The organism is Rossellomorea sp. RS05 (assembly GCF_039822645.1).
In the GTDB taxonomy this organism is placed as follows: Bacteria; Bacillota; Bacilli; order Bacillales; family Bacillaceae_B; genus Rossellomorea; species Rossellomorea marisflavi_B.
Genome location: NZ_JBDKWY010000005.1, coordinates 157,880 through 170,621, shown reverse-complemented (window position 1 = coordinate 170,621; position 12,742 = coordinate 157,880). Strand labels below are relative to the sequence as shown.

Sequence of the window (12,742 nt, the reverse complement as noted above, 5' to 3'; positions counted from 1 at the left end):
CTGTACTAGATAAATAATATGTATATAAAAAAGCCCTGCTCTTCCCGAAAGAAGAACAAGGCTTTGAAATCGACGTGCACATACTAACCCCATGCATACTGATCCACCTCGCTTCACCTTTTACCGGAAGGCTCCACCACTACACATACAGGCAGGTCTCCTGACTCATGATTCATCGCTCCCTTCCGCCTTCCCGGACTCTAACATCCAGTGGCATTTCAGAAAGATCGCTCATCACTTACAGTGGCCGGACCGCTCAGGATTCACACCTGATTCCCTTTTAATCAGCCCCGAACCCGAGGCTGAACCAATATGCATCTATGAAGTTATACTCCTCTCCATCTTAATGGAAACATTCGATCAATTCAATATACTGTTAATTGGAGGAATATCAGGAAATGGGGAAGGATGTTGATGGGTGGCGGGGTTTGTCGGGGTTTGTACCATTGAAAATTATTTTACCAATCTTTTTCCATGATGATGGCGGTCATCCCGATTTATATTAGCGCTCAGTGCGTCTCTTTTAAAAGTTCAATACCTATACCCTTAAATCATTTGAATATGATGGAAGGAGTTGTGAATCTTATACCGAAATAACCTAGTAATAGATTTTATATAGAAAGTGAGGACTCACAAAAATGATCAAAGGATTCGGAGGAGTCTTCTGGAAATCGCAAAACCCAGAGGCTTTAAAACAATGGTACAACAAGGTTTTAGGCTTGGATATCGGTGAATGGAACGGTGCAATCATAAAAATTGAAGGAAACAGTGAGACCATCTTCTCACTGTTTGACAACGAGGATGAGTATTTTCCGAAAGACCAACAGGTGATGGTGAACTTTCAGGTTCATGATATGGAAGAGGTACTCGCTCACATTGAGCGGGTCGGGGTCCCACTTGCGAAGGATAAGCAGAGCGGCGACTTTGGCCAGTTCGTTTGGATCAAGGACCCGGATGGGCGGCTGATCGAACTGTGGGAGAAATAGTCATTGAATAGCAAGAGGACTTGTTTCGACAAGTCCTTTTTTGTATGATTCAAGCCCTCATTCTTGGAGCATATTAGCAAGAGGGGCGATGGCATGAAGGATAAAAAGAGCAAATCAGAAAACCGATCTGCATTGGATAAGGAAAGACAAAATCAACACGACCGAAACAATGAAAATGCCAAGGCGAGCGCTGAACTGGAACCACGTGCTCCTCGTATCAACACGGATAACCTCTAAACACTAAAAAAGCCATCCCTGAAGGAAACCGGGATGGCTTGTGTTAACTATTTAAGACAAAATAAAACCACCAAATATGTATTTGGTGGAGACGGAGGGAGTCGAACCCTCGTCCAGAAATAACGGCACTTGTGCGTCTACGAGCGTAGTCGATATATTCGCGGTTTCGCTGCAGCTTATGCCTACCGACTGGCGTCCGTGCAGCTAGTCTGGTTAATCTCTTCCTTTGTCCTCAGACGGTGGACTCCGGCGTAGCCTACTAAGAGTGAGTCCCTTACCCTACCACATAGGCGATGGAGGGAGGAACAGCTAAAGCGCTATTACGCAGCTAGAGCTAGGTTATTGTTAGTTTTGCCAGTTATTATTGGCTTTGACGTTTTAACGTAGACGATCCCTACGGCTCGCAACCCAAGCTCGAACTATCCCTGTCGAATCCGTAACGTCCCCATATGAGGAAGAACGGGAAAGAATAAGTTCTCACTGGTTACTTATTCAATTGTTCTTATCGCAGTCAGTTTGCCCTGCGACACTATTTATTATAACAAACTGAGCGCCAAATGCAACTGGAAGGATCAGTAATTCCCTTTTTGCCTTTGGGCGAGCTCGCGCTGGATGGAGCGGTTGGCTTCCTTGCGCTTCAGATCTTCACGTTTGTCATATTTCTTCTTACCGCGTGCAAGACCGATGAGGAGCTTGGCGACGCCGTTTTTGATGTACAGCTTCAGCGGGACGAGTGAATATCCTGCTTCTTTCGTTTCACCGATGAGCTTATTGATCTGCCTGCGGTGAAGGAGGAGCTTCCTCGTGCGGAGCGGATCATGATTGTACCGGTTCCCCTGCTCGTAAGGCGATACGTGCATGTTGTAGACGTATACTTCTCCGTTTCGGATGCGGGCGAAGGAATCCTTCAAGTTGACGCGACCGCCGCGGATCGATTTGATTTCCGTCCCCTGGAGGACGATGCCTGCTTCGAACGTCTCTTCGACGGCGAAGTCATGGCGGGCTTTTTTATTCTGGGCAATGAGCTTGCCTTCTCCCTTTGGCATGTGAATCCCTCTCTCTCTTTCTGTGGTGCCATTATCTCATAAATACACCAGTATGGGTAGGATGAAACAGGAGCACGGGTGGATTCCCATGCTCCTTATGCTTACTTTTTCTTTTTGCGTTTGCTTTTTGGAGCATTGTCGAAGAACTTTTTGTTCTTCTTTTTCTTCTTATTGTTCTTCGGCGGGCGTGTGGACCATTCGCCGCCTTCTTTTTTGTCTTTATCAGCAGGCTTTTTGCCCGGCTTGCTTGTCGGTTTACCTTTACGTTCCGGTCGGAATGAGCGGGCTTTGTCGTCGCGGCGACGGGTGCCTTTCATGCCGACGATCTCGAAGTCGATGGCGCGTTCGTCCTTGTTGACGTTCACGACGCGTACGGTAATCTCATCACCGATGCGGTAGACGTTTGCCGTACGCTCTCCGATCATGGCCAGCTGACGCTCGTCGAACCGGTAATAGTCGTCGGTCATGTAGCTCACGTGGACAAGACCCTCGATTGTATTCGGAAGCTCAACGAACAGTCCGAAGTTAGTGACGGAGCTGATGATCCCGTCGTACTCTTCCCCGACCTTGTCTTCCATGTACTCTGCTTTCTTCAGCTCATCCGTCTCACGCTCAGCATCGACGGCACGGCGTTCGCGGCTGGAGGTATGCTGGGCGATGTTCCCCATCTGTGCTCCCCATTTGTCGCGCGTCGCTTGGTCGACCTTTCCTTCAATCAAGTATGTCCTGATCAATCGGTGGACGATCAGATCCGGATAACGGCGGATCGGCGAGGTAAAGTGGGTATAGAACTCCGTTGCCAGCCCGAAGTGACCAAGGCTTTCCGGATCGTACTTCGCCTGTTGCATGGAGCGCAGCATCATCGTGGAGACGACCATCTCCTCCGCTTTCCCCTGGACATCATCGATGATTTCCTGGAGGGCACGAGGATGGATCGAATTTGCCGAGCCTTTCACGATGAGTCCGAAGTTCGTGATGAACTCGAAGAAGCGCATTAGCTTATCTTCCTTCGGATCTTCATGGATACGATAGATGAACGGTACTTCCATCCAGTGGAAGTGTTCTGCGACGGTTTCATTCGCTGCCAGCATGAATTCCTCGATGAGCTTCTCGGCAACGGAACGCTCGCGCATGACGACTTCCGTCGGCTCGCCTTCTTCGTTCACGAGCACCTTCGCTTCTTTGAAATCGAAGTCGATGGCACCGCGCTTCTCACGCTTCGTGCGAAGGATCTGAGCAAGTTTCTCCATGTCCTCAAACATCGGGACGAGTGGCTCGTACTTGCTTCTCAGCTCTTCATCTTTGTCCACAAGGATCTTGTTGACGTCTGAGTAGGTCATCCGCTCAGCAGTCTTGATCACACTCTGGAAGATCTCATGCTTCACGACTTCCCCGCTCGGTGTGATCTCCATATCACATGAAAGAGTCAGGCGGTCGACTTTCGGGTTCAGTGAACAGATACCGTTCGACAGTCGGTGAGGGATCATCGGGATAACCCGGTCCACGAGGTAGACGGATGTACCGCGGTCGAATGCTTCCTCATCGATCGGTGAGCTTTCTTTCACATAGTAGGTAACATCGGCGATATGTACGCCGAGCTTGTAGTTTCCGTTGTCGAGCTTCGTGACCGTGACGGCATCATCGAGGTCCTTTGCGTCGGCCCCGTCAATGGTGACGATCGTTTGATCGCGCAGATCGCGGCGGTTCTCAAGCTCGGATGGGTTGATTTCATCAGGCACTTGATTCGCCTGCTCCATGACTTCTTCAGGGAACTCGACGGTGATGCCATGCTTATGGATGATGGAAAGGATATCGACACCCGGATCATTTTTATGACCGAGTATTTCAATGACTTCCCCTTCTGCGCTCTTGCGTCCTTCCGGATAAGCCGTCAGCTTCACGACGACCTTATGTCCTTCCGTCGCACCCTTCTGGGCGGATTTCGGGATGAAGATGTCACTTGCGAACTTCTTATCATCAGGGATGACAAAGCCGAAATGTTTGCTTTCGGTGAATGTCCCGACAATCTGATCGACACCGCGCTCGACGATGCGGACGATGGTCCCTTCGCGTCTTGAGCCCGATGAAGCAGCCGATACCCGTACGAGGACGATATCCCCGTGCATCGCATTGCTTGTTTCATTCGGCGGGATGAAGATATCATCCATGCCCTGCTCTTCCGGGATGACAAAGGCGAAGCCCTTGGCATGTGCCGATACCTTCCCTCTTACCAGATTCATTTTTTCAGGAAGACCGTAGCGGTTGCTTCTTGTACGCACCACCAATCCCTTCTCTTCCATGACGACAAGCGCCTTGACGAAATCCTTGAAGTTCCCTGACCCCTCGATTCCGAATGCTTCCTCCAGCTCTTGTACCGTCAATGGCTTGTAGGCTTCTTCCTTCATGTAAGAAAGGAGCTTATCCACATGCCCTTTAATATTTTCATCCATGACATTCCCTCCTGATCGTGATTATACCGTCCAGTCCAGTTTCTCCAGGAAGTTGTACACATCCTCGTGAAGCTGCTCTTTCTCTTTATCGAGCGTTATGACGTGCCCAGAATCTTCATACCATTTGATCTCTTTATCATCAGACTCAACGCTGTCATAGATGATATTCGCAGAATCCGTGTTGATCATATGGTCGTTCCGTGCCTGCACGACAAACGTCGGCGAGTAGATCATATCCACATTCCCACGCACATCGGCGATGAGCTCCTGAAGGGCCTTCAACGTATCCATCGGCGTCTTCTTGAACTCTTCCATTTCCTTTTCAATCTGGTCTTCGGGTTTTCCTTCATATTTTTTAAATTCACGGGCGTATTCCACTACCCCGTCATACATGACTTCTTCGCTTTTTATATACATTGGTGCACACATTGGGACAATACCCTTTACAGGTACAGTGTAACCTAATTTCAATGAAAATACCCCTCCGAGCGAGAGGCCCGCAACGGCGATTTCCTCATACCCAAGGCTCTTCAGATGCTCATACCCGTCCATGACATCCTTCCACCAGTCTTCAGGACCTGTATGCACCAATTCCTCCGGCGGAACACCATGTCCCTTATAGTGAGGCGCATGAGACGTATAGCCCTTCTTCTCGAGGAATCGTCCGAGCATACGCACATCCGATGAGTTACCAGTGAATCCGTGCAACAGAAGGACAGCACGTTTCCCCGCTTCAAATGTAAATGGTTTCGGCAAATTGGTTTTCATGGTTTGATAGCTCCTTTTCGATCTCTTTGATGTCTAGTGGCTTGATGCAGCCGTTCAGATTCTTCTCACTTCTATTTTTAGCAAATATCGGTGGGACAATCCACCATTTCGCATTGTTGTGGCGGTTTTGATGGCGGAGGGTTGTTTGTAGTGTGAGGCAGGGTCATCCCGATCGGTGGCTCTAAGCAGGTAAAGGGCTATTTGCTACTTTAATCGAGTATTAGCGAATTGTTTGGAATCATAGCGATTCATAATGATTTACCATGCATTTACCATCGCCATTTCCCTCTACTTTTCCCTTGTGACATGATTCGACTTTTTTCGCACTGGATTTATGACCCTTTACTCTATCCCGAGACTCGACGATTCTGATCAAGGCGGATTTATTTGCGATAATCAAAAAAATACTTGCGGAATTTTCGATTTAATTTGCGAGTAAAAGCATTCTATTTGCGAACCGACTTGTTGCCCTCGTTCCAATTTGCACATCATCCCTTGAACCAGCGTTCATTCGCAGTTATTTGCGAATGCGTCCACATACGGATGAACCACCTTAATCATCACCTGACCACCAACTACACCGCAAACCCACAAACAAGATTTGCAACCAGCGCTCATTCGCAGTTATATGCGAAAACCACCCCATACGGATGAATCGCTCCGCCCAGCACAAAACGGCCAAGTACAACCCCGATAAAACAAAAAACCTGACCCACAAACGAGATCAGGTTTTTAAACGTTCATTTAGATACGGACGATGGCAACCGTAAGAACGAAGAATAGTACGGCCAATACGATTGTGATGCGGTGCAAAATCAAGTCGAGTCCGCGCGCTTTCTGTTTACCGAATAGCTGTTCCGCACCACCTGAGATGGCCCCTGAAAGTCCAGCACTCTTACCTGATTGAAGCAATACCATGACGATCATGGCGATCGATACGATGATAAGTAACGTGACTAAAATAGTATGCATGAGTCCCACCTCCTGATCCGAACATAACATTGTCTTCATTTTACCATACGGGGGCTGGGGCAACAAGAACATAATGAATATTCGCTTAGATGACGTCCATTAAAAAAATCCCCGTCCGAGGACGGGGATTTCGGCAAACCGGCTATTAGCGGTTAACGTTGTAGAATGTTTTTGCTCCAAGGTATTGAGCAGTGTGAGCCAATTGATCTTCGATGCGAAGAAGTTGGTTGTATTTCGCCACACGGTCAGTACGTGAAGGAGCACCAGTTTTGATTTGACCAGCGTTAGTAGCAACCGCGATGTCAGCGATTGTGCTGTCTTCTGTTTCACCAGAACGGTGAGAGATGACAGCTGTGTAACCAGCGCGTTTAGCCATTTCGATAGCGTCGAATGTTTCAGTAAGTGTACCGATTTGGTTCACTTTGATAAGGATTGAGTTAGAGATTCCTTGCTCGATCCCTTGAGAAAGTTTTGTTGTGTTTGTTACGAATAGGTCATCCCCAACGAGTTGGACTTTGTTACCGATGCGCTCAGTAAGAAGTTTGTGTCCTTCCCAGTCGTTTTCGTCAAGACCATCTTCGATTGAGATGATTGGATATTTGTTAACCATTTCTTCGTACCAGTCAACCATTTCTTCAGAAGTACGTACAACGCCTTCTCCAGAAAGATGGTATTTACCGTCTTCTTTGTTGTAGATTTCAGAAGAAGCTACGTCCATTGCAAGAAGGACTTCTTCGCCTGGTTTGTAACCGGCTTTTTCGATTGCTTCGATGATTGTAGAAAGAGCTTCTTCATTGGATTTAAGGTTAGGAGCGAATCCGCCTTCGTCACCAACAGCTGTGTTGTAACCTTTGTCTTTAAGAACTGATTTCAGGCTGTGGAAGATCTCAGCACCCATGCGAAGAGCTTCTTTGAATGTAGGAGCTCCTACAGGCATAACCATGAATTCTTGAATATCTACGTTGTTGTCAGCGTGCTCTCCACCATTGACGATGTTCATCATTGGTACTGGAAGTTGCTTCGCGTTGAATCCACCAAGGTATTGGTACAATTCTACTCCGAAGAAGTCAGCAGCTGCGCGTGCAACAGCCATAGATACACCAAGGATTGCGTTGGCGCCTAGTTTACCTTTGTTTTCAGTTCCATCAAGAGCGATCATGGCTTGGTCGATGGCAACTTGTTCTGTTACATCGTAACCGATGATTTCTTCAGCGATTTCGTTATTCACGTTATCGACTGCTTTTTCTACACCTTTACCTAGGTAGCGGCCTTTGTCGCCGTCACGAAGTTCAACTGCTTCGTATTCACCAGTTGAAGCACCAGATGGAACAAGTGCGCGTCCGAAAGCTCCGGATTGAGTGTAAACTTCTACTTCGATTGTCGGGTTACCACGGGAGTCAAGGACTTCGCGTGCGTATACATCAGTAATGATTGGCATGAAAAAACTCTCCTTTTTATAGGTGATTTTAGTTTAAAAGCTCTTACCGTCCGGGTGCCCCTGCAGGTCGGCACGCCGGCAGGATTACTTCTTGATGAGGGATTGACCCGTCATTTCTTCCGGTTGATCGACGTTCAAGAGGTCAAGCATCGTTGGGGCAAGATCGCCAAGGATCCCTCCGTCACGAAGTTCAAGGCCTTCTTTTGTCACGATGACCGGTACCGGGTTGGTCGTATGGGCTGTCATTGGGTCGCCGCCTTCTGTGATCACTTCATCTGCATTCCCGTGGTCCGCAGTGATGATGGCCGTGCCACCTTTTTCAGTGATCAAGTCGATGATCTTACCAAGACATTCGTCCACGGTTTCAATCGCTTTGATCGTTGGTTCAAGCATTCCGGAGTGACCGACCATATCAGGGTTGGCGAAGTTCAGGATGATGGCATCCTGGCGGTCTTCACGGATCTCTTCGAGAAGGGCATCCGTCACTTCGTATGCGCTCATTTCAGGTTTCAGATCGTATGTTGCCACTTTCGGTGAATCGATGAGGATGCGCTTTTCCCCTTCGAATTCCGCTTCACGGCCACCGCTCATGAAGAATGTCACATGCGGATATTTTTCCGTTTCAGCAATGCGGAGCTGTTTCAAGCCGTTTTGGGCAAGAACTTCTCCAAGTGTATTATCAAGGTTCGTCGGTTTGAATGCCACATATCCATCAACCGTTTCACTGAACTTCGTCAGGCAGACAAAGTGCAGGTTCTTAGGGAACTTGTCCCCGCGGTCGAATGAACGGAAGTCTTGGTTGGCAAACGTATTCGAGATCTGGATGGCACGGTCGGGACGGAAGTTGTAGAAGATCACAGAATCGTCATCCTGAATCGTTGCAACCGGCTCGCCGTTTTCCTTTGTGATCACGGATGGGATGACGAATTCGTCATGGATTCCATTTTCGTAAGAATCGTTGACCAATTCGATTGGATCCGTGTACGTAGGGCCTTCTCCGTATACCATGGCACGATAGGATTTCTCCACGCGCTCCCAGCGCTTATCGCGGTCCATTGAGTAATAGCGGCCAGAAATCGTTGCGAATTGACCGATACCGATTTCTTTCATTTTTGCTTGTGCATCTTCAATGTACTTCTTGGCGGTCTTAGGACCGACATCACGGCCATCTAGGAAAGCATGGACATAAACTTCTTCCATTCCTTCTTTGGCAGCGAGGCGAAGGAGGGCATACATATGATCGATATGGCTGTGGACCCCTCCGTCCGATAGAAGTCCGAAGATGTGAAGCTTCTTGTCGTGCTTTTTCGCATGTTCAATGGCATCTTTGAAGGTTTCGTTCTTCTCGAACTCCCCTTCGCGGATGGCAAGGTTCACGCGCGTGAGGCTTTGATACACGATGCGGCCGGCACCGATGTTCAAGTGACCCACTTCAGAGTTACCCATTTGACCATCAGGCAGACCTACTGCTTCACCGCTTGCAGTCAGCTGATTGTGCGGGTATTGGTTCCAAAGGCGGTCGAAGTTCGGCTTGTTGGCCTGAGCAACCGCATTTCCTTCTTTCACATCACGGAAGGCAAAGCCGTCCAGGATGATGAGTGCTACTGGAGACTTACTCATGAGAGCTCGCCCCTTCTAGAAGCTGAAGGAAGCTTTGTGGTTCAAGGCTTGCGCCACCGACCAATGCACCATCGATATCAGACTGTGCCATGTATTCTTTGATGTTGGCAGGTTTTACGCTTCCGCCGTACTGGATGCGGACTGCATCGGCAGCTTCTTGACCGAACTCAGATGCCACAACTTGACGGATGTGGGCACATACTTCGTTCGCATCTTCAGCCGTTGAAGATTTACCTGTACCGATTGCCCAGATTGGCTCATAAGCAATGACGGTGTTCTTCACTTGATCAGCAGAAAGTCCGGCAAGGGCCTTCTTCACTTGATCTCCTACTAGTTCGTTTGTTTCGTTGTTTTCGCGTTGTTCAAGTGTTTCACCGACACATACAATCGGAGTCAGGCTGTGTTTGAAGGCAGCGATCGTCTTCTTGTTCACAGACTCATCCGTTTCGTTGAACATTTCACGGCGTTCTGAGTGTCCAAGGATGACATATTTCACTCCAAGATCTTGAAGGGCTACAGGGCTGACTTCGCCTGTGAACGCTCCGTTTTCTTCGAAGTGCATGTTTTGGGCACCAATTTCTACTTTGTAGTTCTTCGTGCTGTTTACAAGGCTTTCAAGGAAAAGCGCTGGTGAACAGATCACAGATTCAACTACATTTGAATCAGGAACGAGTCCTTGTACTTCTTCGGTGAAAGCTTTGGCTTCACCGAGTGTTTTGTTCATCTTCCAGTTACCTGCGATGATCGGTTTACGCATTCTACTCATCCTTTCGATTGTTTTCTAAACGCATTTAGAAACAGGGATTATTTATCGTTCAGAGCAGTGACTCCAGGAAGTTCTTTCCCTTCCATGAACTCAAGAGATGCTCCTCCGCCTGTAGAAATATGACTCATTTTATCAGCATATCCGAATTTCTCGACCGCTGCTGCAGAGTCTCCGCCACCGATTACAGAGTATGTATCTGTTGAATCGGCCAATGCCTCTGCTACGGCTTTCGTACCGTTGGCGAATGTATCCATTTCGAATACGCCCATTGGTCCGTTCCAGATGACAAGTTTAGAGCTCTTGATTGCATCGCTGAAGATTTCACGCGTTTTAGGACCGATATCCATTGCTTCCCAATCAGATGGGATGGAGTCGATGCCCACTTCCTTTGTATTCGCATCATTAGAGAAGTCATCCCCAACAACCACGTCTACCGGCATAAGGAAGTTCACGCCTTTGTCTTTCGCTTTTTGCATGAATTGTTTCGCTAGATCGATTTTGTCTTCTTCAAGAAGGGATTGACCGATTTCGTAGCCGTTTGCTTTCACGAATGTGTATGCAAGTCCGCCTCCGATGATCAAGTTGTCCACTTTATCAAGAAGGTTGTCGATGACACCGATCTTATCTTTTACTTTCGCTCCACCAACGATGGCCGTGAAAGGACGTTCTGGGTTTGATAGTGCCTTACCAAGGACTTCAAGCTCTTTCTCCATAAGAAGACCTGCAACTGCCGGGATGTGCTCGGCGATTCCTGCTGTTGAAGCGTGGGCACGGTGAGCTGCACCGAATGCATCGTTCACATAAAGATCTGCAAGTGCTGCAAATTCTTTCGCAAGCTCAGGATCGTTTTTCGTTTCACCTGGGTAGAAACGAACGTTTTCAAGGACAAGGACGTCTCCGTCTTTCATCTCTGAAACTTTCGCCTGAACGGCTTCACCGTATGCTTCGTCTGCTTTGGCAACGTCTTTGCCAAGAAGCTCTGATAGACGGTTTGCAACAGGTGTCAAACGGAGTTCTTCTACCACTTCACCATTTGGACGTCCAAGATGGCTTGCAAGAAGGACTTTCGCTCCGCCTTCTACTAGATGTTTGATGGTAGGCAGTGCTGCCTGGATACGCGTTTCATCGGTGATCTTCCCGTCTGCCATCGGCACGTTGAAGTCTACGCGGCAAAATACGCGTTTCCCTTTCACATCGACGTCTTTGATCGATTTTTTGTTCATGGAAAAAGGCCTCCTTCAGTTATCAAATTCTACTCTTTTTTCAAGAAACTTGAAATAAGAATAGGAAAGGGGAGAGGGGAATGTTCCCCGCTCCCCTTCGACACATCTTCATTATAGATGGTGGGACAAAATATATCCATCCATCACCTAGATGTCAAAAACCAAACGCGTTTGAATTATAGTCCTTTTGAAGCTACGAAGCCTGCAAGGTCAACGACACGGTTAGAGTATCCGCTCTCGTTATCGTACCAAGAGATTACTTTTACCATGTTGTCTTCAAGAACCATAGTAGATAGAGCATCGATTGTTGAAGAAGCAGGGCTACCATTGTAGTCAGTAGATACTAGTGGCTCATCGCTGTAAGCAAGGATTCCTTTAAGATCGCCTTCAGCTGCTTCTTTAAGAGCTGCGTTTACATCTTCAGCTGTTACGTTTTTGTCCAATTCTGCAACAAGGTCAACTAGTGACACGTTTGGAGTTGGAACGCGGACAGCTCCACCGTTCAATTTGCCTTTAAGTTCTGGAAGAACTAGAGATACCGCTTTAGCTGCACCAGTTGTAGTTGGGATCATGTTCTCAGCAGCTGCACGTGCACGACGGTAGTCTTTGTGTGGCAAATCAAGAATTTGCTGATCATTTGTGTAAGAGTGGATTGTAGTCATCATTCCACGTTTTACGCCGAATTTATCGTTAAGTACTTTTGCGAATGGAGCAAGGCAGTTAGTAGTACAAGATGCGTTAGAGATAACATCATGGCTAGCTGCGTCGTATTTGTCGTGGTTAACGCCCATTACGATTGTGATGTCTTCATCAGATGCAGGAGCAGAGATGATGACTTTTTTAGCGCCAGCTTCGATATGTTTCGCAGCATCTGCACGTTTAGTGAAGCGACCAGTAGATTCTACGACGATTTCAACGCCAAGATCTCCCCATCCAAGTTGAGCTGGGTCACGCTCAGCCAATACTTTTACTTTTTTGCCGCCGACTACTAGGTAGTCACCGTCAACAGTAACTTCTTGGTCAAGTTTCCCGTGAACTGTGTCATATTGTAAAAGGTGTGCAAGCATGTTTGCATCAGTCAAGTCGTTGACTGCCACTACCTCTACATCGTTGCTTTTAAGTGCTGCACGGAATACGTTACGTCCGATACGTCCAAATCCGTTAATACCAATTTTTGTTGCCATGATTAATTTCCTCCTTTAGATCGTTAAGGATGATTTTATATTTCAAAAGGGA

The 12,742-nt window shown here is 47.7% G+C and carries 11 protein-coding genes, 1 other RNA gene and 1 riboswitch; of the genes, 2 read left to right on the top strand and 10 right to left on the bottom strand.

Features of this window, described 5'->3' with window-relative positions; translation table 11 throughout:
• Positions 1–133 precede the first annotated feature (133 nt).
• Positions 134–327: riboswitch (cobalamin riboswitch) on the bottom strand.
• A 311-nt stretch (positions 328–638) separates the two neighbouring features.
• Together ABJ225_RS14520 and ABJ225_RS14515 are read left to right on the top strand one after the other, a co-directional pair.
• The gene (locus ABJ225_RS14520) at positions 639–986 is read left to right on the top strand and encodes a VOC family protein (protein ID WP_347320885.1); all 348 of its coding nucleotides are present in this window, start codon (positions 639–641) and stop codon (positions 984–986) included.
• Positions 987–1,079: 93 nt separating this feature from the next.
• On the top strand, positions 1,080–1,223 hold the full coding sequence (locus ABJ225_RS14515) for a hypothetical protein (RefSeq protein ID WP_347320884.1): 144 nt from the start codon (positions 1,080–1,082) through the stop codon (positions 1,221–1,223).
• An 83-nt stretch (positions 1,224–1,306) separates the two neighbouring features.
• On the opposite strand, the gene ssrA is transcribed toward ABJ225_RS14515, so the two are convergent.
• The 10 genes from ssrA to gap form a co-directional block, all read right to left on the bottom strand.
• Positions 1,307–1,670: a transfer-messenger RNA gene (gene ssrA, locus ABJ225_RS14510) on the bottom strand.
• 125 nt (positions 1,671–1,795) lie between these two features.
• The gene (gene smpB / locus ABJ225_RS14505) at positions 1,796–2,269 is read right to left on the bottom strand and encodes an SsrA-binding protein SmpB (protein ID WP_048006753.1); all 474 of its coding nucleotides are present in this window, start codon (positions 2,267–2,269) and stop codon (positions 1,796–1,798) included.
• A gap of 101 nt (positions 2,270–2,370) precedes the next feature.
• The gene (gene rnr / locus ABJ225_RS14500; RefSeq protein ID WP_048013382.1) at positions 2,371–4,719 is read right to left on the bottom strand and encodes a ribonuclease R; all 2,349 of its coding nucleotides are present in this window, start codon (positions 4,717–4,719) and stop codon (positions 2,371–2,373) included.
• Between the two features lie 21 nt (positions 4,720–4,740).
• The gene (locus ABJ225_RS14495; RefSeq protein WP_347320883.1) at positions 4,741–5,487 is read right to left on the bottom strand and encodes an alpha/beta hydrolase; all 747 of its coding nucleotides are present in this window, start codon (positions 5,485–5,487) and stop codon (positions 4,741–4,743) included.
• A 744-nt stretch (positions 5,488–6,231) separates the two neighbouring features.
• The gene (gene secG / locus ABJ225_RS14490) at positions 6,232–6,459 is read right to left on the bottom strand and encodes a preprotein translocase subunit SecG (protein ID WP_218246491.1); all 228 of its coding nucleotides are present in this window, start codon (positions 6,457–6,459) and stop codon (positions 6,232–6,234) included.
• Between the two features lie 145 nt (positions 6,460–6,604).
• A complete protein-coding gene (gene eno / locus ABJ225_RS14485; RefSeq protein ID WP_048006749.1) occupies positions 6,605–7,897 on the bottom strand; it encodes a phosphopyruvate hydratase in 1,293 nt (430 codons plus the stop codon).
• A gap of 84 nt (positions 7,898–7,981) precedes the next feature.
• On the bottom strand, positions 7,982–9,517 hold the full coding sequence (gene gpmI / locus ABJ225_RS14480) for a 2,3-bisphosphoglycerate-independent phosphoglycerate mutase (protein WP_347320882.1): 1,536 nt from the start codon (positions 9,515–9,517) through the stop codon (positions 7,982–7,984).
• On the bottom strand, positions 9,510–10,274 hold the full coding sequence (gene tpiA / locus ABJ225_RS14475; RefSeq protein ID WP_318341644.1) for a triose-phosphate isomerase: 765 nt from the start codon (positions 10,272–10,274) through the stop codon (positions 9,510–9,512). The genes gpmI and tpiA overlap by 8 nt, the downstream gene beginning before the upstream one ends.
• Before the next feature lie 47 nt (positions 10,275–10,321).
• Positions 10,322–11,506, bottom strand: a complete 1,185-nt coding sequence (locus ABJ225_RS14470) for a phosphoglycerate kinase (RefSeq protein WP_347320881.1) — start codon at positions 11,504–11,506, stop codon at positions 10,322–10,324.
• Between the two features lie 176 nt (positions 11,507–11,682).
• Complete coding sequence (gene gap / locus ABJ225_RS14465) at positions 11,683–12,690, bottom strand: type I glyceraldehyde-3-phosphate dehydrogenase (RefSeq protein WP_048006745.1); 1,008 nt, start codon at positions 12,688–12,690, stop codon at positions 11,683–11,685.
• Between the last annotated feature and the right edge of the window lie 52 nt (positions 12,691–12,742).